The sequence below is a fragment of the Thermospira aquatica genome (assembly GCF_023525255.1).
In the GTDB taxonomy this organism is placed as follows: domain Bacteria; phylum Spirochaetota; class Brevinematia; order Brevinematales; family Thermospiraceae; genus Thermospira; species Thermospira aquatica.
The window spans coordinates 2059964-2083746 of record NZ_CP073355.1; the positions used below are offsets into that span (position 1 = coordinate 2059964).

At 42.3% G+C, this 23783-nt stretch carries 20 protein-coding genes and 3 pseudogenes; 8 read left to right on the top strand and 15 right to left on the bottom strand.

The genetic code is table 11. The features are described from left to right. Nucleotides 1-10 precede the first annotated feature (10 nt). Together KDW03_RS10055 and KDW03_RS10060 are read left to right on the top strand one after the other, a co-directional pair. Nucleotides 11-745, top strand: a complete 735-nt coding sequence (locus KDW03_RS10055; protein WP_271434947.1) for an outer membrane lipoprotein-sorting protein — start codon at nt 11-13, stop codon at nt 743-745. 17 nt (nt 746-762) lie between these two features. Continuing rightward, nucleotides 763-2172 carry a hypothetical protein gene (locus KDW03_RS10060; protein WP_271434948.1) on the top strand — a complete coding sequence of 470 codons (1410 nt, stop codon included), beginning with the start codon at nt 763-765 and terminating at the stop codon, nt 2170-2172. Between the two features lie 102 nt (nt 2173-2274). Here the strand turns inward: KDW03_RS10060 and KDW03_RS12440 are convergent. Beyond that, nucleotides 2275-3422, bottom strand: a pseudogene (locus tag KDW03_RS12440) (integrase catalytic domain-containing protein). A gap of 283 nt (nt 3423-3705) precedes the next feature. Between KDW03_RS12440 and KDW03_RS10075 the strand changes: the two are divergent. Further along, nucleotides 3706-5370: a carboxylesterase/lipase family protein gene (locus tag KDW03_RS10075; protein ID WP_271434951.1), complete on the top strand. Its 1665-nt coding sequence runs from the start codon at nt 3706-3708 to the stop codon at nt 5368-5370. Nucleotides 5371-5392: 22 nt separating this feature from the next. On the opposite strand, the gene KDW03_RS10080 is transcribed toward KDW03_RS10075, so the two are convergent. The 12 genes and pseudogenes from KDW03_RS10080 to KDW03_RS10140 all read right to left on the bottom strand — a co-directional run bounded on the left by KDW03_RS10080 (nt 5393) and on the right by KDW03_RS10140 (nt 15783). After that, entirely contained in the window at nt 5393-6151 is a 759-nt protein-coding gene (locus tag KDW03_RS10080; protein ID WP_271434952.1) for a fumarylacetoacetate hydrolase family protein, read from the bottom strand. Then, entirely contained in the window at nt 6129-7256 is a 1128-nt protein-coding gene (locus KDW03_RS10085) for a GGDEF domain-containing protein (protein ID WP_271434953.1), read from the bottom strand. The genes KDW03_RS10080 and KDW03_RS10085 overlap by 23 nt, the downstream gene beginning before the upstream one ends. Next, nucleotides 7257-7628 (bottom strand): PilZ domain-containing protein, encoded by a 372-nt coding sequence (locus tag KDW03_RS10090; RefSeq protein ID WP_271434954.1) that lies wholly within the window; start codon nt 7626-7628, stop codon nt 7257-7259. After that, on the bottom strand, nt 7618-7920 hold the full coding sequence (xseB, locus tag KDW03_RS10095) for an exodeoxyribonuclease VII small subunit (protein WP_271434955.1): 303 nt from the start codon (nt 7918-7920) through the stop codon (nt 7618-7620). Before xseB ends, KDW03_RS10090 begins: the two co-directional genes overlap by 11 nt. Nucleotides 7921-7979: 59 nt before the next feature. Beyond that, nucleotides 7980-8537, bottom strand: coding sequence for an alpha/beta hydrolase-fold protein (locus KDW03_RS10100; protein WP_333907712.1), 558 nt, complete (start codon nt 8535-8537; stop codon nt 7980-7982). After that, nucleotides 8473-9267, bottom strand: a complete 795-nt coding sequence (locus KDW03_RS10105) for an alpha/beta hydrolase (protein ID WP_271434956.1) — start codon at nt 9265-9267, stop codon at nt 8473-8475. Before KDW03_RS10105 ends, KDW03_RS10100 begins: the two co-directional genes overlap by 65 nt. A gap of 68 nt (nt 9268-9335) precedes the next feature. Then, on the bottom strand, nt 9336-9902 hold the full coding sequence (locus tag KDW03_RS10110; RefSeq protein WP_271434957.1) for a methyltransferase family protein: 567 nt from the start codon (nt 9900-9902) through the stop codon (nt 9336-9338). A 2-nt stretch (nt 9903-9904) separates the two neighbouring features. Beyond that, nucleotides 9905-11470: an HD domain-containing phosphohydrolase gene (locus KDW03_RS10115; protein WP_271434958.1), complete on the bottom strand. Its 1566-nt coding sequence runs from the start codon at nt 11468-11470 to the stop codon at nt 9905-9907. Between the two features lie 8 nt (nt 11471-11478). Then, nucleotides 11479-12725 (bottom strand): annotated as a pseudogene (locus KDW03_RS12445) (adenylosuccinate synthase). An 8-nt stretch (nt 12726-12733) separates the two neighbouring features. Beyond that, nucleotides 12734-13747 (bottom strand): ATP phosphoribosyltransferase regulatory subunit, encoded by a 1014-nt coding sequence (locus KDW03_RS10130; RefSeq protein WP_271434960.1) that lies wholly within the window; start codon nt 13745-13747, stop codon nt 12734-12736. After that, complete coding sequence (lnt, locus tag KDW03_RS10135; protein ID WP_271434961.1) at nt 13734-15290, bottom strand: apolipoprotein N-acyltransferase; 1557 nt, start codon at nt 15288-15290, stop codon at nt 13734-13736. Before lnt ends, KDW03_RS10130 begins: the two co-directional genes overlap by 14 nt. Nucleotides 15291-15402: 112 nt before the next feature. Further along, entirely contained in the window at nt 15403-15783 is a 381-nt protein-coding gene (locus KDW03_RS10140; RefSeq protein ID WP_271434962.1) for a chitobiase/beta-hexosaminidase C-terminal domain-containing protein, read from the bottom strand. Between the two features lie 180 nt (nt 15784-15963). Between KDW03_RS10140 and KDW03_RS12450 the strand changes: the two genes are divergently transcribed. The 4 genes and pseudogenes from KDW03_RS12450 (at nt 15964) to KDW03_RS10160 (ending at nt 18680) form a co-directional block, all read left to right on the top strand. Next, the gene (locus KDW03_RS12450) at nt 15964-16263 is read left to right on the top strand and encodes a transposase (RefSeq protein ID WP_408648373.1); all 300 of its coding nucleotides are present in this window, start codon (nt 15964-15966) and stop codon (nt 16261-16263) included. Between the two features lie 47 nt (nt 16264-16310). After that, nucleotides 16311-17068, top strand: a pseudogene (locus tag KDW03_RS10150) (IS256 family transposase). 103 nt (nt 17069-17171) lie between these two features. Further along, on the top strand, nt 17172-18221 hold the full coding sequence (locus KDW03_RS10155) for a septal ring lytic transglycosylase RlpA family protein (protein ID WP_271434964.1): 1050 nt from the start codon (nt 17172-17174) through the stop codon (nt 18219-18221). A 24-nt stretch (nt 18222-18245) separates the two neighbouring features. After that, on the top strand, nt 18246-18680 hold the full coding sequence (locus tag KDW03_RS10160) for a divergent PAP2 family protein (RefSeq protein WP_271434965.1): 435 nt from the start codon (nt 18246-18248) through the stop codon (nt 18678-18680). Here KDW03_RS10160 and KDW03_RS10165 read toward each other — a convergent pair. Together KDW03_RS10165 and topA are read right to left on the bottom strand one after the other, a co-directional pair. Beyond that, nucleotides 18677-19960, bottom strand: a complete 1284-nt coding sequence (locus tag KDW03_RS10165) for a hypothetical protein (protein WP_271434966.1) — start codon at nt 19958-19960, stop codon at nt 18677-18679. The genes KDW03_RS10160 and KDW03_RS10165 overlap by 4 nt on opposite strands. Further along, nucleotides 19941-22088 (bottom strand): type I DNA topoisomerase, encoded by a 2148-nt coding sequence (gene topA, locus KDW03_RS10170; RefSeq protein ID WP_271434967.1) that lies wholly within the window; start codon nt 22086-22088, stop codon nt 19941-19943. Before topA ends, KDW03_RS10165 begins: the two co-directional genes overlap by 20 nt. Nucleotides 22089-22226: 138 nt before the next feature. Between topA and KDW03_RS10175 the strand changes: the two genes are divergently transcribed. After that, nucleotides 22227-23762, top strand: coding sequence for a beta-alanine-activating enzyme beta-propeller domain-containing protein (locus KDW03_RS10175; protein WP_271434968.1), 1536 nt, complete (start codon nt 22227-22229; stop codon nt 23760-23762). Nucleotides 23763-23783: the final 21 nt, after the last annotated feature.

Genomic DNA, 23783 nt, shown 5'->3' on the forward strand with positions numbered 1-23783 from the left:
GAGGAATACCATGACGAAGAAGACAGGGATTTTTCTTATGTTGATGGTATGGACAGAATGTGCTCTGTCGCTCACTGGTCAGGAAGTCCTGGACAAAATTGAAGCTAATCTCTCTGCCCCCGTAGATCAAACAGCTCTCTGTGAGATTACGCTTGGGAAGATAGGTGGTAATTTGGAAGAGAAGCGAACCATGCGTATCTGGAGTGCAGGAAAGGAAAAGCGAGTAATCCGTTTCCTCTCCCCCTCATCAGTAAAAAACATCACTTTGTTGGTTCGAGGAAGTGATTCAATGTACATTTATCTCCCGGCTTACAAAAAGATTCGTCGTATTCAGGGTACTACACGGGATCAGAATTTTCAAGGGACGGATTTTTCGTACAGGGAGATAGGAAGCTATGAATATTCCAAAGATTACCACAGTAGTGTGAAACAAGAGTCTGAAAACGAAATTCTTCTGGAACTGGTAAGAAAACAAGATAGCGATGCTCCTTACACAAGGATTCTGATGACTGTTGACAAAACAGTCTATCTCCCGGTAAAGCTACAGATGTATGATGCCCAGGGGCTCAAGAAAGTACTCACCATTTTGCAACGAGAGAAAAAAGAGTACTGGATTCTCTCAAAAGTTCGTATGGAAGATGTAAAACGCCACCATTATACCGAAATCACTCTCAAGGAAGTAGTATTCAATAGTGGCTTGGAAAAGAAAAACATCTTCACCGAGCGCTTCATCCAGGCGGAATAAAGAAAAGGAGGGAAAGTATGAAAAGGTTTTTGGTTTATGTAGGGATGGGTTTGCCTCTTCTGGTTTTTGGTACTACGGACATCTCACTCGATGTAGAGGCTATGTTGGCAACAGGCGTTACCAACGGAAATATATACCTTATGCCTCTTAAAAATCGTCTTGGACTTCACAATAAACTCGGTGAAAACATACATGCTGTCGCCGGTATCAACTTTTTATACAATCCCCTTGAGGAAAAATCGACAATGACTAACAAGGAGAGTGTTTTTCCTTTTACCTGGCATATTGATGAAGCATACCTCAAGATAAACCATTTTCTTTGGGAGCCTATTGATCTTGTTGCGGGAAAACAGCGAATAAGCTGGGGCAAGGCTGACAAGATAAACCCCACTGATCTCTGGAATCCAGTCGTTCTCCAGAATCCTCTCGATCTTGCCCAGAAAGAGGCGAGTCTTGCTCTCAATCTTATCTGCTATCTTCCGTGGGGAGAAAGCACGGCCTTGAACTTCATCTGGGAGCCTGTTGTCTCTCGATCGGTTCTGCCTTCTTTCCTCTACGAAAAGCGTCTCGACACGATGATAAACCAGAGTGTTTCAAACGTGAGTTCTTTTACTATAGAAGCTCCGTGGGAGGTTTCTCTTCAACTTCCAGCTTATCATCTTTCCAACAGTAGTTTTGGAGGAAGATTCCAAACCTCTCTTATTGGTTTTGATATGTCAACTTCTCTGGTATATCGATATAACGATGTACCATATATCCAAGAAATCTTTCTCTCAAGCACAGTAACCGGATTTCCTTTGCAAACCAATTTGACTATGGAAAGCCGTAGTTATAAGATGGGATACTATCGGGAAGCAATATGGGGTTTTGATGTAGCCAAGGATTTTGGTTTTGTAAACAGTTGGTTCGAAGCGACTATAACCTGGCCAGAAACACAACAAACCATTGTTTACGATTCTCGCACTATCAGTATCGGAATAACTACGGTTACTACCAATAGCACCAATGTTCTGGAAAAAGCGTATATCAAATATGTCTTGGGAATGGAGAAAAACTTCTCAAGCGGATGGTATATCAACCTTCAGTATGCCAAAGGGCTCCTCGCTGAACGTGGAGAAGACATGGAACATCCTCAGGATTACCTCATCTCGAGAGTGGAGAAGACGCTCTTGAATGATGCATGGAAGATTGCCATAACTAGTATTTTTAATACAGAAGATTTTGGTAAAAGCCTTGGAGAACAAAATATCTGGAAATCCCTTGCCGATACCTCGGCATGGGCACTTCAAGGGGAGGTTTCCTTTTCTCCGATAGTTGGTGTAACCCTCTCGACAGGAATATCTCTCATCGACGGAAAGGGAAATTCAACCCTCTCACTCTTTGAAGACATGGATATGGTCTACTTCCAGTTCAAAACAAGCTTTTAAATATGCTATGGGGTACTGCTAAGCAGTGCCCCTTTTTTTGGCCCGTTGCGTCAAATAAAAAAGTACTCGAAATTCGAATCATTGCCTCATAAAAAAAAGTACTCAAAAATTCCATACAGTTTCCTCCAACTTTTTGTTTTCTGCCTTTTTTTTCTTTTGAAGGCTGTAAAGTTTTCTCTGGCAAGCTGTAATTTTTTGTCTTAGGTGAAACAAATCGAGAGCCTTATAAAGCCTTGTTAGCTCTTTTGTGCCTCACTTACATAAGAGCTTTCTAAAAGCCGCTGGTAGGGAGTTTTAATATCATCATGCTTCTTTTGCAACTTGCTTCCGATTCTCTTTTTCTCTGTCATTTTCATAACCGGTTGAAAAAAGTTGGCATAAAGCCTGAGATACGCATAGAGTCGGTTCAAGTAGTAGACTTCTTCCTCGGTATCGTAGCGGAAGTATCCAACATTCTGGCGGACTATGGAATAGTTTTTCTGCTCAACGTAGCAGTTATCATTGGAACGGGAGTTTCTCCCCTTGTAAATTTTATCTGGTGCTTCTCACACCAATCCGCAGAGGATGATTAATAAATTCAGCACGGTATCAGAATCAATTCCCCGTAACTCAAAGGAAGTCTTCTTTGGACTTTTTCTATGGCTTCTCTTACCCATTTTGAAGCTTTGTTTTGATTGCCACAAGCTCTGTCCAACCGCTCCAAACATCCACCATATTTAATGTTTGAGCAAAATCTCCCAACTATTTCCTCCCTCATGGGCAACCAGATCAATCTCCATAAAACCAGGGCAATTTTCATCCCACTCTGCCCACGTGCGTATAGCTATTTGTTGCTTTAACAACGTTCCAGGCTTTGTACCTTTTCGTCCTTTTATCTCAAGCTTTTTACGCTCATGTTTCAAAAGTCGGTCAATACTTGAAGCACTTATATGGCGCAAGTTTTCTATAGCCTGTGGAGAACCGTGGAGATGTCCGTTTGCTAAGAGATTATCTAAAACTTCATTTAAAATTGGCTTTAAACGTTTGCCACACATGTAGTTTTCAATTTCCCAGACCTGTTTTAGCATTTTTAGTTCCTCTTCGCCGAATTTTTTCTTTCTGCCAGGTCTTTTGCCCTTCTTGGCTATGTCGGCTTTAAGGTAATTTTTCTTGCCTACATAGATGGTTTTTCCGTGCTGCCTCAAGAGCCTGGCGGCATAGTTTCGGTTTTTTAAACCTGTTATCCTCACAAAGTAATCCAGTATCTCCATTTTTTCCTTTTTGCTGGCTTTTTGATACTCTGCTTCGACAAGCTCAGCATATCATTTCGCCGTTTCCCTGTAAATAGGTCTTTTTTCAGACCTCGTTAACCCAATTCCTGTTGGCGAGCCTGTCGAGCCACGGTTGGCGAGCTTGTCGAGCTATGAACTGGATTATTTTACACAAATTTAAAGTACTTTTTTATTTTGAAGCAACGTTCCCTTTTCGAGTACTTTTATTATGAAGCAATTCGTTTGGTTGACTTTTTCGAAAACCTCCATTATAATACTTTGTATGCTTCGGAAAAAGATTGTCTGTAGCTGGCTAACTTTTTTTCTGTTAGCTACTTGTCAACATTCCACCCTACCCCCATCCGAATACAGGGGATGGGGAAACTCTCCTCTTGTTCTTGTGAGAGAGGGGTGGCTGCGAGGGAAAGTCGAACCCTCAGGGGTTTATAGTTTTAAGGGGATACCGTATGCCTCTCCCCCTCTCAAAAACCTTCGGTGGAAAGCCCCCCGTCCCCATCCAGGATGGGAAGGCATCTATGAGGCAGAGAGCTTTCGAGGAACTTCTCCCCAATTTCTTCCCTTGCTCGGATGGATAATTGGAGACGAGGATTGTCTCTATCTCAACATCTGGCGACCTGCGACACCGGATACCAATCTCCCTGTGTACGTGTGGATCCATGGTGGGGGAAATTCTATAGGAAGCGCCCACTATGTGCCAGACTATTATGGGGAAAACCTGGCGAAAAAGGGGAACCTTATCTTTGTTTCTCTCAATTATCGCTTGGGTCCTTTTGGATGGTTTACCCATCCTGCGCTAAGAAAGGGGACAAACCACCTCGATAACTCTGGAAACTATGGGACACTCGATATTCTTTTTGCACTCCACTGGATTCAATCCAACATTATCGCTTTTGGTGGAAACCCATCAGCGGTTACCATCGCAGGAGAGTCTGCAGGTGGTCTTAATGTTCTTTCTCTCTTGATTTCTCCCCTCTCCTCGGGACTCTTTCACAGGGCGATGGTCCAGAGTGGTTATACCGCCATGATATCCCTTGAGCAGGCTGATGAAAATGCCTCTAAAATCATAGCAAAGCTTCTAGTAAAAAAACACAAAGCCCGTTCAGAAACAGAAGCCAGAAAGCTTCTATCAACTCTTTCTGCAGAAGAAATCGAGAGTTTTCTTCGCAAGTTATCGCATAGAGAGATTCTCTCTGTTTTTAAAGGAGGGACTCTTGGTATGACAGGAGAAGCCAATCTCATAGCTGATGGCACGGTTTTTCCTCCTGGCGGCTTTGACGCGTTAAAAGAAGGAAAAATATTCTCTATCCCGATTATTCTGGGAAGTAACAAAGAGGAAAGCAAAATCTTTCTTTCTTTTTCTCGCAAAGACTGGAGATCTCTCTCCTATCAAGCAGAGGCTCGCTTTACAAGCCTGCGCTGGAAAGTGCTCTACGTGGATACCATTGCTGAGGCACTCTCTTCCAACTCCTCTGTGTATGTCTATCGTTTTGATTGGGGAGCTGAAGACACCAATCATGTCAGTCCTCTCGGAGAAAAGGAAGGAAAACGTCTCGGCGCCTTCCATAGTTTAGAAATCCCCTTCTGGCTAGGGAATGACACAATTCAGGGTATATTTTTTACCCCTAGAATATTCACCAAAGCCAATGAAAAAGGCCGCACAGCACTTTCTACCCTCATGATGAATTACCTTATTCAATTTGTTCGTACAGGCAATCCTAACACAGAAAACCTGCCTCCCTGGCCTTCCTGGAGAAGCGATCCACAGAGGTTAGGGATTCTTTTTGATGCGGATAGGGAGAATTTACGTATCCACTGGCAAACAGAAGTCGTTACGATGGAAAGGATTGCGCAGATGATAAAACAAGAGCTTCCCCCTGAGCTTCAAACACCTCTTCTGCAGAAACTTGGTTTAACAAATGGATTTTAACATTTCTCTTTTTATAGAGATTTTAAAACGACAAAGGTTTTCCCATCGTATTCACCAAGGGCTCCAATCCCTCTATCTCCACAGAAACCCTATCTCCCCCTTGCATGGGTCCAATACCTGATGGGGTACCAGTGGCAATCACATCACCGGGATAAAGTGTCATCACCCTACTTATGAAACTTACCAGTTCCTCCACAGAAAAAATCATCGTTCCCAGCACATCATCCTGACAGATTTTGCCGTTTTTGTAGAGCCGTATAGCAGTTGAAGACTCGGGCCACCATTGTGTATCGATCACTGGTCCCAGAGGTGCAAAGGTATCAAAACTCTTTGCTCGTGTCCACTGCCCATCTTTTCGTTGAAGATCCCTCGCGGTAACATCATTAAAAGCCGTAAATCCCAAGATACATGCTCGGGCTTCTTTAACAGAAACGTTTTTGGTTTCTTTTCCAATAACAATGGCCAGCTCTGCTTCATAATCTATCTGCTTACTCTGAGGTGTCCAGACAATTGTCCCAAGATGAGGTAAAAGCGCTGAAGGGGGTTTGAGAAAAATTACCGGTTCTTCCGGTATAGGCATGTTCATCTCTTCTGCATGTCTACGGTAATTCAGGCCCACAGCCACAATTTTAGTAGGTTTACGCGGAACATCCCATACTATTTTTTCCCGGGGGAGTTCTTTCAAAACTTCACCTTCAGGATTCAAAACTCTCACGTAATCCTTTTCCAATATGCCCTGAAAATACTGATTCTTTTCGTCACGAATACCAATGATTTTCATGGTGTTTCCTCTTTTGTTCGTACATGTGTCTATCTGCTTTTTCAAAAACCTCCACCCAATTTTCCGCATTTTTTTCAATAGCCCACCCAAAACTCACGGTGATAGGTTCTTTGACTATATTTGGTTTGTGTTGGTCATAGTTTTTCACCGCTTCGTAAATACGATCACTATACACACGAATCTCTTCTATACTGGGGATATCTGAAAACAAAACACAAAATTCATCTCCCCCTATACGAAAAAGATAATCCGACTTTCGGGATTGCTGCATCATAAGTTCTGCTATATCCTTCAAAATAATATCCCCTACATGATGCCCATAAGAATCATTAATATGTTTGAAATTGTCAATATCCAGAATAGCCAGGGCAAAAGGATGTTCTTTTCTCTTGGATAATGAAAAAAGTTTTTCTGCCATCAAGACAAATTGACGTTTATTAAGCATCCCGGTGAGAGGATCGGTAATCGATTGTTGACGAAGATTCCACAAAAGAAGAACTCGTGAAAAAGCCACATTCAAAAGAGGCATAATCTTTTGAAGTCGTTTCGCATTTTTATACCCAAAAAGATGGTGACTCTCTGCCTCTAAAACAATTAGACCTGCTATTTCTTTGTCGTAAATTGGAATAATAAGGAACAAATACTCCCCATTTTTGTAATCTTGAAAACGCTGAAAAAGAGCTAGCGATTCAAGAGAAACCTCTTTTGTAGAACCTAATACCCTGGAAGCAAAGATATTTTTTGTAAGAGAAATGCACTGAAGGAGAAATTGGTACATTTCACTTCGACTCAGAGAGGAAAAAAAATGGTAGATTTTTCCTTCTTCTAATTTTGTTGGATAGAGGATACGAAGCTGAGTTTCTTCTGCGATAGTTACGAGAGCATGAGCCACAGGTATCTGGAGGACTTTATACATCAGAGAAAGAATTTCTGAGAGAATGTAACCAATATCTTCACTCGCATTGATAGCTGTGAGGATTACCTTTTGGTTTTCAATTTGTTGACGAAGGCGAAAATACCCAATCCCTAAACAAAACAAGACTCCCGTCAAAACAACGACCAGTCCTCCAAAAAGCCACAACAGAAACTCTGATGTCATCATCATTTAACCTTCGTAAGACTCTCTTTCAGGCAACCCCTTTTGAGCAAGAAGCGAGGTAACATACTTATCAATCTTTTCAAGGTTCTCGTTAGAGACCTCTTCAAACTTGATCCCCAACAAAGTACCATTCACCGACCGAACAATACCCCATGTGTCGATCTCGGTGGAACTCACTCCCTCAAGGCGAAAACGTATCCGCAAAAGATCCCCCGGTACAAAAATCTGCTTTACCTCCATGGCCAGTCCGCCTGTAGAAATATCTACAATTGTCCCTTCACCTTCACATCCTTTGTAATTATAAACTGCACGAATAGATACCTTGATACGTGTTGGTCTCAAGGGCATACCTGCCTCCTCGAGTTTATTAAAAGCCATAATCACTCTCTCCTTCATCAACATCTGTTTTCTCAGCCTTAGAAGGGAAAAGCTCCAGATCAGGTGAAGTTTCTTTTCCTTCTGCTAACGCCTTCAGATTTTTCACCTCATAGATTTTTCTTTCAAGCTTGGACAACCTCTCACTCAGCTCGGTGTACAGTTTCATGCCCTGAGCACAGAGATCTATGGCCTTTTCAAGAGGACAAGCTGGATCCTCTATCTGGGAAACCAGATCTTCCAGTTGACGAAGTTTGTCCTCAAAACTTTCATTCTCTTGAGTTTTACGAGCCATCTCTTCTCCCTATTCATATTGTACCACAAGTCTCTCAAAAACGCAAAAATATTCCTCGTCTACCTCCCCAAAAAAAACAGAGCAAATCCCTCAAAACGTTTTGCCCACGCAACCTCATTGTGATCAGCAGAGAGATCTTCAATGTAGAGGTAATTTGTTCCTTCTTTCCATCCTTTTTGGAGAAGATCTTGATGGAGACGCCTTGCTGCTTCTACAAAAATCACATCAATTCCTCTTCCACCACAGTCCAGATATATTTTTGGTTTTTTGGTAAGAGGCAGATGATCGGAGAGATAGGGCTGCACCTGAGGCACACGACGGATCCCTCGGTTAACATCATCAGACTTGTAGTTCCCAAAAGAAAATGCTCCTACTCCCCAGAAAACATCTGGATGGGAGAAAGCGAGATACAATGAAACTCCTGCTCCAAAACTGGAACCTGCTACTATACGCTTTTCAGGAAGTACCCTGTATTGCTTTTCTACCCATGGGATGAGTTCCTTTACCACAAAATCACGGTACCGTTCAGCATAGGAGATTACCTTTGCCTGCTCATTGGTAGGATACGGTTCTTTCCATTGGTAGTAGGCAGAGAAACCTACATAGGTAGTAGGCAGAGAAACCTACATACTCTTCCGCTCGTGCTGAGGAGTTTTCTATACCTACCACAATCACCGGATCTATTTTCCCCTGAGCTATAAGACGATCCAGCGTTGTATCTACCTTCCACCCGCCAAAATTGGCTTGAGGGCTGTCCCACAGGTTCTGCCCATCCTGCATGTAAATCACAGGATACCGATTGGTTGTCAGATTATAATCCGAGGGAAGATAGATAAATATCCTGCGGGCTGCAAGGCCATTTTGCGGTTCTATACGAGAAATAATAAGCTGTCCTTTTTTTACCCCTGGCATGATCACACGACTCCTTATTGGTTTCGTATACGCAATGAAAGGATGATGCGGATCCTGGATGCGTCGACCATTTGGAGATTGACTACCAAACCTGATAAAACTGTAATCCACAATCTCTTCATTTGCAAGGGCAAGAGAAACATAAAATAAGCCGGTATTCTTGTAACGCTTCATCTGGAGCTTTTTGTCTTTATTCTTCACAAGCGGAGATTCGAGAATCACTTTTTCTGCCTTTTCATCCCAGAGGACAAAGGTGATTTTCCCCTTTTCTATCAATGGGAGCTGTTGTGCAGAAGCCCAGGACTGGTAGACAGAAACCTTACTTCCTTCACTATCCAGGTTACGAAAAAGTTCTGTAAGTTTGTCAGAAGTCTCCTCTCTTACCTCACATCCAAATAGCACCAATATCCCCAAAAAAACAACCATTTTCCGCATATTCTTCTCCTTTTCTGGTTTTTTCTATACCATACCCTCTTGTATTGTAAAGAAAAAAAATATTTTTCTCAAAAAATGCCCGGCAAAAATCGTTTCGTGCGTCTCGCATACGAATGGTACGCATCCTGAAAGGTTTCCTCAAGATACCCTTCTTCAAGAGGGAGGCGCCATAACACCAGAGAAAGCAAAATAAGTTCTCCCAAAAGCGCCATCAACCACCATCCTGTCATCAGATCAACTGCCAAAAAAAGTCCAATATATCCCACATAAATGGGATGACGAATATACCGGTAGGGACCTTCTTGCACAAGACGATAAGCCTTTCCAAGAGAAGGGCTGAAATTTTCTCCCAGAGCGGCATGAGCCCAAAAAATAAGACCAATCGCAAAACAACTCATTCCTATTCCCAGCCACTCCGTCAATGGTACAACAGGATGAGTCATCCATAGCAAACTCCATTCAAACAGATACATGACTGTCACGATAGCTTGTAAAAGACCTAACAGGATACGATACAAAACGAGCAAAAAAGGTTCTTTGCCCTTATAACTATCAAAAATAGAATGACTTTTTACTTTGAAGTACCATCTTCCCATGACCAATACAGAAAAAAGTCCCACAATTATCCACTTCATGGTTATCTCACATTCTCAGCGAGGAGGTTTCGCTTTTTAAGTGTCTGAACAAAAGCCTCATAGACGCGTTGTTCAAAAGTAATCCCAATCTCTTCTCTCAAAATTGCAAGAGCCTCTTCATATGAGAGGGGTTGGCGATAGGGTCTTTCACTCGTAAGAGCATCAAACATGTCTGCGAGGGTGACGAGAGTGGTTTCCCAGGGAAACTCACCTGCACGCTTACCATAATAGCCAGACCCATCAAGTTTCTCATGGTGATAATGAACATACTCTCTGGCTTCTTTCAAAAAATCGACATTGGCCAGAATATGATCCCCTATTTCCGGGTGATGCTTGATCTGGTCGTATTCTTCCTCGGTGAGTTTACTTTTTTTGCGTATGATATACTCATCAATACCAATTTTACCTATATCATGGAGCAAAGCGGCAAATTGAAGATTACGGAGTGTAGTTTTGGAGAGCTGAAGCTCTTCAGCAATCCATGTTACATACTGTAAAACCCTTTCTGAATGTCCCCGCGTATAGCTATCTTTTGCCTCTAGTGCCTGAGTAAGAGCCTTGATAGTATCAAAGTAGTTATGTTCAAGACGCTCATAGTAAAACTTACTTGCTAAAACAGTGACAAGGATCTGGGATAAAATTCTTCCCAGATAGAGATGATCAGAAGAAAAAGCACCGTATTCTCCATCATAACGAGCAAATGACAGCACACCCCACATTTTTTCATCCTGAATCAGGGGTAAAACCATGATCGCATCACGAAGAAACTGTTCACGTTCCTGTTTTTCTACCAAAAACGGCTGATGAACCACATCATTCACAAGAAGCGGTTTTTTTTTCTCCAGTACAAACCACGATATACCCTCACCTTTCATGAGCTCTTTGACCTCTTGTACTCCCAGAGCTGCTACAGGGAACAGCACCTGACGAAACTCATCATACTGGTAGAAAACACCAGCAGAAACAGGCAACAAACTCTCCAAAAGCTCAAAAAAACGACGATAAACCTCTGGAACATTAGCACAGCGAGACAACTCACTTGTAAAATAGTTTAACCCGAGCATTTCCTGGAGTCGTCTCTCCATAATAATTCCAGTATAGACATACTGTTTCAAAGTATCCTGCAACAATCGACAAAACTTTTTTTCCTCGGGGGTAAAAGCCCTGTCATCTTCCTTAAAAGCGACAAAACCAAGCAGCGTATACTGATGAACTATTGACAAAAGATAATAAATCTTTTCCGTTTCAAACAAAGTCCTAAGCTCTGGTGCCTCTTCAAAAAATGCTTTTACTCTCTTTTCTCTTGTAGAAATAAGTCGATTCTCAAGTGCAAGATACGTTACTATCGGATTCTCCCTTGAGATTACCATCACATCTTCACGTTCCCAATCCCGGTAAACATCAAGATGATCAACCCACAAAAAAATCTCTGCCTCTCTCTGAAGTTGTTGTTTCACCACCTGTCGCACAAGCTGAGAAAGATGAACGAGATCCCGAAACTTTCCCAGAACATCGAGTCCATAACTATCACCAAGCGCAGCCTTTGAAAGATGGCTATGATTTGCCATCGCACCCCCTAACGCTCTATAACATCGGCTCTATCTTGTCCAACGGAAATATACGATATCTTTTTCCCGAGCTGCATTTCAAGAAACTCAACATAGTGTTGTGCCTCGACAGGAAGTTGATAATACCGGCTGATCCCTGCTGTTTTCCCCTTCCATCCTGGAAGTGTGACATAAACGGGTTGACAACGAGAAAGCTCTTCCCAGCTTTGAGGAGGATAGTCAATCTTTTCTTTTTTACCATTTCGTTCTATTTCATAAGCTACGGCAACTTTTATTTCATCGATTCCATCGAGCACATCCAGTTTCGTGAGAAAAATCTCACTTACGCCGTTTACTCCGAGAGCATAACGAGTGATAACAGCATCGAACCATCCACACCGCCGGGGACGACCCGTAGTAGAACCGTACTCATTGCCCTGTTTGCGAAGCCGTTCCCCAATCGTATCTGTAAGTTCTGTGGGGAAAGGTCCCTCTCCCACACGGGTACAGTAAGCTTTGGTTATACCCACAACATTTGCTACGTCCACGAGCCCAAGGCCACTTCCAACCAGTGCATACGGAGCCACAGTATTTGACGAGGTAACAAAGGGATAGGTGCCAAAATCCACATCAAGAAGTGTCCCCTGTGCTCCTTCAAAAAGAATATTCCATCGCTGTTGAGCAGCAGTTTGAATAAGACGTTCCGTATCCGTGATGTAAGGAGCAAGTTTTTCCCGGTAACGAAGAAGTTCCTCCATACCGTCTTTTTGAGCAGAAAGCCATACGATTTTTCAAGTCTTTCGGTTAACTCTGCTTCCGGGAGAAAAAGATCTCCAGTTTTGATTCCGAGACGTTCCACTTTGTCCGCATAGGCCGGTCCAATCCCGCGAAGCGTTGTGCCTATAGGATTTTTGGACTTTTTTTCTTTTGCAGCGTCAAGCCACTTATGATAAGGAAGAACAAGCTGGGCACGGTTAGAGATCCAAAAACGACCCGCAAACGAAACCTCACCTGCAAGAGATTCCATTTCTTCTAAAAGACATCCAGGATCAAGGACCACCCCATTTCCAATGACTACCTGCACTTTTTCATGAAGAATACCCGATGGGATAAGATGAAAGACAAATTTTTTCTCCCCGACATGTACCGTATGTCCAGCATTTGCTCCCCCCTGAAAGCGGACCACATAATCAAACTGAGGAGAGAAGTAGTCAATAACCTTAGCTTTACCTTCATCTCCCCATTGGGTTCCTAAAACCACATATATCATTGGCATCTCCTTTTCTATAAATAACGGAATGTATAACTCAAATCTAAAGCCCATCCCACAGCCGGAAAATTCTTGCCAAAAGCAGCATACAGTCCATCATATCTTCCACCATGACAAACAGGGTAACCGCTTTTTGAAACATAACCCTCAAGAATTAAGGAACTGTAATAGCCGAGATCTTTTACCATTCCAAGATCAATGAGAACGTGTTTCCTTTGTTCTTGAGACAGGATCTCTCTCAGGGCAAGAAGATACCCTAAAACAATCTCTCCCTCCTCTTCAAATAACTCAAGCATCTTTTTCAACTGCCTTTCATTTTCTAGTTTTACTACCGCTTGCATCAGAGAAAACAGCTGTTCGGAAACTTTTGGAGGTAGAGAGATATCTGCTAAAATTGTTCGTAACGATGTTTCATCTTTGAGGAGAAAACATCGATGAACGGCCTCTCTTTCATACGGGGAAAGCTCAAGCGATGTCAGAAGAGCTCGATAAATACGAATATCCCCTATTACCAATAAATAGGAGGTATCCAGCTGAGAAAGAAGCTGACAGGCCATACTAACCACCTCACCATCAGAGGAAACCCCAGCATTCCCAATAAGCTCAACACCAAGCTGACGAATTTGGCGCGGCTTTCCTTGATGAAAAGGCTGCTCACGAAAGACATCACCGTAGTAATACAACCGAAGAGGAAGATCCTCTGGTTTATATCGCTGAGCCACCATGCGAGCAATAGGTGTTGTCATATCATAACGGAGAGCAAGAAGAGAACCATCTTTATCTTTGAAAGAAAAACACCGCCGAGAGACATCTGTTGCACCCCCTCCTGCATACGTATCATAAAACTCAAAAAGAGGGGGAAAAACTCTTTTATATCCATGACTTTCTACACGAGCACAGAGCTGTTGTCCCAGATTCACGATAGGACTTTTTTCTTCGAGGAAAAACACTCCATCAGGAAGCCCTGGAGAGTACCCCTCTGCCTCTGCAAGAAGCATGGTGAGATGGTGTCTTTTATCGTCTGGCATACCACAAGCCTCCTCCAAGCATAACTATCATCACAAAAAACACAAAGTAAGGGAAAAGATATCCCACCTTGACATACGAAGTCTGAAGAGATGCAGGCGGAATCTCTACCCTGCCAACATAATATCCTGCCTCATAGTCACCAATATTTCCTTCCCATCGCCCATTGATATGAATAATCCCTGTTACCCCTGTATTGGCAGCCCGTGCAATGGGGCGCCGAACACTTACCGCGGTGAGAAGCGAAGCCGCAAAATGTTGCCAATGGGCAGGATTAAGACCAAGCTGATAAGCCCATCCATCATTGGTAGTATTGACAAAAAACTGAGCCCCCATTTTTACAAAAAACCTTGCCAGAAAACCAAAAACATCTTCAAAACAAATAAGCACACGAAAAAGCCCTTTACGACTTCGAAGAAGAGATCTTTCCTCTGAGGGAGCAAAAAAACCAGCCCCTTCGGCTTCCATGATCTTTTTGACAAAAGGAATACGATCGTATCCCCTCATCCACTCTCCAAATGGAGCCAGATGAATCTTGCTGTTTCTTCCGTGGTAATCAGGCATTTCAGGATCAATAAGATCAGCAGAATTAAAATCTTTGCCGTTTTCCCATGTTGGACTGGTGATCAGCATAGGAACAGACATCTCATAAGGCCAATTCAAAACACGAAGATTAATCTGGTTATACCACACATTGGTAGGTTTTGTTTCAAGATAATACCAGAGATAATGACGGATCATCGTTTCAGACCAGATGATCATATCGGGTTTCTGGAGAGCAGCCTCCGCATTGAGACGCCACATTAACCCAATGTAGTCGTAAAGATTTTCCCACCAGGGATCACGACTACCAATATTCGGTTGAATCATTCCGATTTTTTCAGAAGGCAACATCTTTGCATAACGGTCATAACGTGCCAGCTGGATACTACCATAGCCCAATACAACTACAAAAATACTGACGAGCAACCCTGAAAAAAACCTTTTCTCCAAAAAAAATGAAAAAATTTCTCCATTTTCTTTTATGTACACAACCCATTCTGTGAGAAGAGCATTTACCAGCATAATTACAAAACTCAGTCCATACACTCCCCACAGATCTGCTGTTTGTACAAGAATAGGTATATGCCACTGCGTATGTCCTAAAAGATTCCAGGGAAACCCATGAAAACCCACGCTACGAAAAAGCTCAAAACCAACCCAAATAACCGGGGTAGAGAGCCATCGCCATCGAGGATAACGATGGCCCATCCACCCAATGAGATAGAAAGCTACTGCCAGAATACAGGCATAAAAGAAAGGTACCACAACAATAGCCGGTGCCCAAAAGCCAGAAAGCCAAAACAAACTCAAGACAAAAAAAAGAAGGCTATACCAAAAAGCTACAACCAATTGAGCACGAAAATGCGTATAGAGAAGCACCAAGACAGGAACAAATACCACCCATGCTATATACCCTAAATGAAAGGGAGGAAAACACAAAGTAAACGCCACACTCCAGCCCAACCATACCAGATGTGAAAAAAGCCTCATCTGACGGGACATTCTACCACCTTTCTCCAACTTCCCTTTCATTATAAAGATAAAAAACTTTTTTTACAATACCCTGGACAAAGAAAAGTGCAAAAGAGAGCTTAGAAATACTGGCTTCACTTTGTCACTTTCTCAGGATGTAGGTGGCTGAGTTAGTAGCGGACGTTTGCAACCCTTCTTTCTCAGCGTAGGCAGAGAGAACTATCCGAACGGCAACATACGTACTATTGGTCCGGAAGGTTAAGGGACCGGTGTATTCTGTCCATTCATCGGTAACTGTAACCGCAGGGGGAAGACTGAGGTTTGCATTGCTATAAAAATTTACCGACCGGTTGATGTAAATGATCGCATCCGGTGTATCACATGAAACCGTTACCGTCACACTATTTGTGTATTCACCAGACCCTGGGGAAAAAGTCGGAGTAGCTACCGTCTTAAAAAGAAGAGCACACCCCAAAGTCACCATAACCAAACCAAACAGAACCAGTCCTACAATTCTTTTCATAGAAACCTCCTTAATTCTGTTGTTAAAATGATAACCCCATTTAAGGCAGTGTATACTTAATTGTGTCTGGTAGGAAAAAGATAACCTCCTGTGATAATATAAATAAAACTATCACAGGAGGCCAGATATGATTGAGACGAAGAATATTTTAGAGCTATTCAAACCAATTGTCAAGGAAGTATTAGAGAGTATGTTAAAAGAGGAAAGAGAGATTTACCTGGAAAACAATCCACCCACAAAGGCAATGGCTTTTACGAAAGTTTAAAGACAGCTTTTGGCGAGCTTACAGCCATACGTGTTCCAAGAACAAGGGATAATGGATTTAAAAGTGCCCTTCTTCCCTATCGCAAGCGCATCACAGAAGACTTAGATGCATTAATCAGGGCTATGTTGATATCAGGAATGTCAACAAGGAAGATAGCAGAAGTTTTAAAAGAGCTTTATGAAATAAAGATTTCTTATGCTAACATCTCAGGATAAAACAGGTAGGCATAGAAGAGATTCAGAAGTGGCGTAGTCGCCCTCTCATGGAAGAATATGCCGTGGTATTTCTGGATGCTATGGTGTTTCCTATCAAGAGAGATAGGGTAGAAAATGAATCAATATATGTAGCTATAGGCATTACACCTGAGGGAAGACGGGAGATTTTAGGATACTACCTGCCAGGAGGCATGGAAAGTGCTTATAACTGGCGGGAAATTTTGCTAGATATAAGAGAAAGAGGTGTCAAACAGATTCATTTTATTGTCTCTGATGGCTTAAGTGGTATGAAAAACGTCATAACAGAGATATATCCCCACACAAAGTATCAGCCCTGTGTAGTCCATGTCATGAGAAACATACTGGCTAAAGTGAGAGTTCAACACAGAAATATCATTGCCACTGAAATAAAGAGGTATTTCATGCCAAAGACAAACAGGAGGCAGAACAATTGTTTATGAAATTTACACAAAAATGGAAAAATATCTATCCCAACTTAATGAATAACCTCTTGACAATAAGAGAGAATATATTCACTTACATGGAATTACCTGAAGAAATACGAAGCATGGTGTATACAAACAATGCCCTGGAAAGACTCTTTAAAGAACTTAAAAGGAGATTAAAAACAATGGAAATGTGTCAAAGCGAGGCTTCAGCTGAGAAATATCTTTACCTGTTATTAAGATACCAAAATGAGAAGTTCTTAAAAAGAAAGTTAAAAAATTGGGAGTATTACTTTCAACTCTATCGTGAGCAACACTCATACACCAAAGAAAATATTCACAGCGAGGTTATCCTATGACTAGACACAATTTTCTTGACACAATGTATCTCTCTTTTCATATTAACTTTTCAAAAAAACTGCCGATACCATTAGCAAAAGTATATGCTTCGAGGGTAAAGGTATGAAAAGTCGGCTTTTTGTCATCTTGAGTATGATAGTCAGTATAACCTGGGGACAACAGTTTCCCAAATACCTTTATGGAGTTGCCTCCTGGTACGGAGAAGAGTTTGCCGGTAAAAAAACTGCCAGTGGTGCAACATATGATCCCGAACAGTATACCGCTGCACATAGAACACTCCCCTTTGGTACGCTCATTGAGGTGGAAAATCTCGAAAACGGGAAAAAAGTACAGGTGACCGTTAATGACAGGGGTCCTTTTGTTGACGACCGTATCCTTGATGTTTCGAAAAAAGCAGCTGAAGATCTGGGGTTTGTTCAAAAAGGCACTGCCTACGTCAAAGTAACCATTATTCGCTTAGGAGACGAGCAGCCAACCAATACTTCTCTACCAACCAACACCACAAATAGTTCCTATCCCCAACCAACCTCAATGCTTATTATAACTAACTATGTTACCAATCAGGTCTTGACAACAAATTACACGAATCTTGCTGTTGAGAAGGCAATTGTTGTTCCCTATGAAGAGAAACCTGTAACTACTCCCATAGCAAATCCCTCGTTCATTCTAGATGAACCTGAGGAGATTTTTGTGCCTGCTTTGAGACAAAAAACATCAAACATATCTTCTGGCCCTTCTTCACTCAAAACCCAAACAAACACCCCCTCAGAGCCACAGATTATCTTCAGTGATATTCTTCTTCCTGAAGAAAGGGTTATCCCCCTCGAAACAAAACCTGTAGTTGCAAAAACAAACGAGGTTTCTCCCTCTTTCAAGGAAGAACTCCGTGTTTCTCCTCAGGAAAAACTCAAACCAGGTGAAAGATACGTTATTCAAGTAGGGGCATTTACCAGACAAGATAACGCTATCAAACTCTATCAGAAACTGAGAGATATGGGTCTGCCTGCCTTCACTTCGGAGGTAGAAGTCCATATGACTCGCTACATCCGGGTGCGAGTAGGATACTATAACTCTCGTGAAGAGGCTCAACGAGTCCTCAACCGTCTCTATGCAGAAAACCTTAATCCTCTTCTCATTAAAGTTTCACAATAATTTTTACGATTCAGGAAAATACCGATGAGAGTACTTTTTGAGCTTCTCCACAATAAAGTTCTTCTTCCGGCGCTTTGTGCTCAGCTATCATCCCAGCTCTTTAAAATCATACGGACATGGATAAAGGCAAAAGAGATTCGCTTGGATCATATTGCACAGTATGGAGACTTTCCTTCAGCCCACACAGCTTTCATTGTTTCCGGGACTCTCATGGCTGGTCTGGTAGAGGGGTGGCAATCTGCCGTATTTGCCCTTGGGGTAATATTTTCTTCGATTGTCATTTCAGATGCTCTTGTCCAGCGAAAGGCTCTCGAAAAAACCCAAGAGGCAGTGGAAAGTCTTGCAGGCAAAAAGATATTTAACCCTCCATTTCGGGGTCACACAGGAAAAGAAATCCTTGCTGGGGCAGTTATTGGTATCATCTGGGTGGTGTTCTTTTCCATCATCTGGCAAGTTTAAAGTCTTCTTGGAAAAATAAAATAATACCCTTTCCCGGGTTTCTCAACAGCAATCAGAAGCTCTCCCACATAATCTATAACTTCCAGAAGAGTTCCATTGCCATCAGAAGCATGGATTTTATCTATCGCTTTATAACGATAGCTCTCCTCAAGTTGAGAGGTTAATAAAAAAATCGTGGGAATCTTGGCAAAATTTTTCTGGATCAAAACCCCCTCCAGGGTAAATCCGATAAATTCTGTCACGGGATTTTCACCAGAAAACTCTGGAATAAGCTTTTTTCTTCGCAAGTCATACATATGACCGCCAGCACTATCCACATAAAAATTGAGCGTCTGATCACTATTCCAGTCAAAACTTCGAAAATCTGTTACTTCCCAGTTTGTTTCCCCCACTCTTCCCCGATAAATTTTTTTCTCAGCAAGAATATAGATATTTGTTGCCACTATACGAAAAGAGGAAACGTTTTTTACCCCCTTGGGAAGCAGGAGAGCTTCTCCATCAACACTTCCTGAATTGGAGAGCCACGTGGAAAGATCACTGATAACGATGGTATCTTTGGTTCTAAAAATGATCTGGTTCGTCCCATACCACTGAGGTTGAGAAACGTTGGTCACCCAGCTAACCCAGCGAAACGCAGAGAGATCCAATACGTGTGTCACTATATGGTTTTTTCCTCGAATCCTCACAAGGGCGTATCGATGATCGGGAGAAACAAGAAAACCCTCAAAAGAGGTTTTTTTATCATCAAAAATACCTAACTGGATTTTTTTCTTACTCCGAATGTCATATACCCACATATCACTTATCATAGTGGGTTTCTCTTTCATTGGATCAAAATAAGAAATAGTATACACCAGCCATCGTTGGCGATAAAGACCCAATATCTCAGAAATGTCATCAAATGCTTCTTTACGAACAACCTTTCGCGCATCAATATCAAACCACCAGAGCTGTTTTTTATACCACCAGAGAGCGAGAGTATTTTCGTCAAGAAAGATGGCCGGGCAAACAACAAGCTCCTGGGATTGGGTTATCTTCCACTCTGAAGAAATTGTCACAACCTCCCCTCGTGTCCATCCTTTGAGTCCTCTCCCCTCTATGTATTTCCAATTTTCAGAAACTCCCTTCATCTGGACAACAGTCCCTGGGGGCAAAAACCCCATTGAATTGCTTTCTCCTGGCTGAGGAAATACGAGTCCAAACTCTGCGAGAGTTCCTACCTGGGCAATTCCCCCAGTCAAACAAAGAAACAGGCTCAGACTAACGAACGTCTTCTTCATATCCACATCCCTCTTTCAAACACACGAAAAGCATTTTTTTGTTTTCTGTTTTCTGGAAAAGAAGTGCTCCACAACGAGGACAGGACACATACTGTCCATCTCTGATGGCGGGTTTTAAAAAGGTAGCAAAATCACACTCTGGATAACGGTTACAGGCATAAAAGACCCGTTTTCCCCGCGACTTTTTCTCTACAACAAGACCAGTTTCACACCGGGGACATTTTCCGAGGGGAAGAGACTTGGCGTTTTTACATTCGGGCCAACCACTACACGCCAAAAAATACCCGTATCTTCCAAGTTTTTTAACCATGGGTTTCCCACAAATCTCACACACATAGGGAGTTGGTTCATCCATAGTCCCTTTGATACTTTCAATATTGGCATAAGCGCTTTCCAAAATCTGAGAAAAAGGAAGATAAAAATCTCGAACAACCTCTTTCCAGGGTTTTTCTCCCGTTTCCACCTCATCCAATTCTGTTTCCATATGAGCGGTAAAAGAAATGTCTACAAGCTTGTTAAAATGGTTGACCAGCATCTCATTGACCTTTTGTCCGAGAAGGGTGGGTACAAGACTTTTTCCCTCTTTTTTGATGTAATGTCTCTCAAAAAGGGTTCGAATCGTTGGAGCATAGGTGGAAGGTCGTCCAATCCCCTTCTCTTCCATTTCTTTTACTAACGAAGCTTCTGTATAACGAGGAGGAGGCGTGGTAAACTTTTGTTCAGGATTGACAGAAACAAACTCTACTTTATCTCCTTCTTGTAGATGTGGTAGAGATTTGGTATTTTCTTCTCTTTCTGCCTTGCTCATATCGTAGATTCTTTGATACCCATCAAAAATCTGTTTGGAAGAGCTAGCCTGGAGTGTTAAGCCACTTGCGTCAATCTCAACCGAAACCTGCTCGTATTGGCTTGCTGTCATCTGAGAGGCCACGAAGCGCTTCCAGATAAGAGTATAAATTTTGAGTTGCTCAGGAGTAAGATACTTGGCTATACTTTCAGGGGTATATTCCACGTTCGTCGGACGAATAGCCTCGTGAGCGTCTTGAGCATTTTGTTTATTAGAAAAAACACGAGGGTGCTCTGGTAGATAATCTTTTCCCAAGTTTTTTTCGATATAGGCTCTTGCCTGAGCTATTCCCACAGGAGAAATGCGTGTGGAATCTGTTCTCATATAGGTAATGAGACCTGTGCGGGTAGAACCAATATCGATACCTTCGTATAACTGTTGAGCTATCTGCATGGTTTTGGCTGTAGAATATCCATAAAAGGTATTGGCCGCCTGTTGAAGGGTGCTGGTGATAAAAGGAGGTTGAGATTGACGGCTGGCTATTTTTTTCTTGACTTCTCTGACTACATATGTGGCTTTTTTCAGCCTTTCCACGAGGGCCATAGCATCTGTTTCGGTATGAATCTCGGCTTTTTTTCCATCAATGCGGGTAAGCATGGCAGAAAATTTTGTTTTTTCTTTTTTGAGCGAAACTTCGATTTCCCAGTATTCTTGGGGGATAAATTTCTGGATCTCATCCTCTCGCTCGCAGATCAGTCTCAAAGCCACAGACTGAACACGACCTGCCGAGAGCCCTGATTTGATCTTTTTCCACAAGAGAGGGGAAAGCTGATATCCAAAGATCCTGTCAATCACTCTTCTGCCCTGCTGGGCCTGAACAAGTTTTTCGTTGATTTCTTCGGGAGATTTGATCTTTTCTTCGATTTCATTTTTTGTGATTTCATTAAATTTTACCCTCTGGATGGGAATAGAACGACCGTATTTCTTGAGAATATTCTTGGTCAAATCATTTCGGATATGCCAGGCAATAGCCTCTCCCTCTCTATCAGGATCGGAGGCAAGATACACCACTTCTGCTTCTTTCGCTGCCTCTCGTAATTTTTTAAGAACCTGGGACTTATCACGCATCACAATGTACTCAGGTTCAAAATTTTCAAGATTTACTCCCATACGGGATTTTGGAAGATCTATCACGTGACCCACCGACGAGAGGACCTCGTACTCCTTGCCTAAATACTTTTTAATAGTGCTGGCCTTAGAAGGAGACTCAACTACCACAAGTTTCTTGAGTTGTTTTGGTTCCACCTTCTTTTCGGCTGAAGATTTACGTCCACGAGCCATTAAGATACTCCTTGTTTTTCTAAAACAGCGTAAGTAAAATAGTATAAAACAAAAAAAAGAAAAAGTCAAAAGGTAAAAGTATTAGGGAATTTGTTTTCTTGCCGATAAATAAATAAACACTTTAAAGGTGGTGGAGGTATGCGTCGACTTTTTGTTGTAGGGGGAATAATTCTTGTGTCTCTTGGGTGGGGGCAAAAACTCATATGGCAAACCAATCTCAATACCCTGGTGGTAGCAACCCCTACAGCGTATAATGGGAATATATATGTCACCACCTATAGTAAGGAGATTCTTGGATTCTCTCCTGAAGGGGAGCTTTTATTCCGTGTGACGGGAAACGCGCCTTTTACCTCTTCTCCTCTTGTTCTTTCAAACTATCTCTATGTTACTGGGCTGGACGGAACTCTCTACACCATCGACAGCGAGAATGGTACTATTCTCTGGAAATCTACTCTTCCCCAGAGTTTTTCCAGTCCTTTGAGTAGTGCCAATAACATCCTTTATACGGGAAGTCTCAGTAATACCCTGTATGCATTGAATGCAAACAGTGGTATCATACGATGGCAAGCCTCTCTCAAAGGGCCGGTATACGCTCGGGTACTGGTGAATGAAGACTCCCTGTATGTGGGGGATTTTTCGGGAAATATAAGCCGCTTTGATCTCGACGGGAAAGTTCTGTGGGAAACAAATCTCGGTGGAAAAATCTTTTCTTCTCCTGTAAAATGGCAAAACCTCATTTTTTTTGGTTCCTCGACGGGGAATTTTTATGCCATGAATACCAATGGTACAGTGGTGTGGAGAATAAGTAATACCAAACCAATCTCTGCAAGTCCAGTTCTTTATGAGAAGAGTGTCATTGTTGGAGGATACGACGGCTATCTCTCAGCTATTGAGGGAGAAACAGGAAAAATCCTCTGGCAAACCAAACTCTCCAACATTATAGAGGCTTCTCCGGTAATAGGTAACGGTAAAGTCTACGTGGCAGACTATTCTGGTCGTCTCTTTGCTATTGATGCAACCGATGGTACCATCCTCTGGGAATACCAGGTAGGAAATGCTGTTCGTTCAAGCCCCATACTTGTGAACGGAAGAATTGTGCTCATAACCATAAACGGTCTTCTCTCAGTGATTGAGGTCGATGATAAGACCGTCACCGCTGGACCCTCCTTGAATCCTTACCTCACAGGAAAAGAAATCCCATCTCCAACAAACGACCTTCTTCAAGAAGAAAACCCTGCCGAGACAAATCTCACCAATGAAGAGATCAAACCTCAGGTAACTCCTTCAGCGACTGAAACAGTAACACTTCCGGAGATTGTAGCAACCAACATCATCACAGTAACCAATGTGGAAACCATCACAGAGGTAATAACCAATGTTGTTTTCCTCACCAATACGATAACGATATCCAATGCCGTAGAAAAATGGCTTCCAACCACAAAAGGAACCTATGTGATCCAGGTAGGAGCATTCCGGAGTAGAAGCAACAGCCAGGCTCTTATTAAACGCTTGAAACAACAGGGATGGTATGCCTATGAAGCCAGAATAAAAATACGGGGAAAAACCTACTATCGTGTTCGAGTGGGTTATTTCACTACTCGACAAGAAGCCTACAACGCTGAGAAACAACTTCAGAAACAGGGTCTTCCAACAATCGTAATTCGTGGGAAATAGGAAGAAAAAAGCCAGTCTTTT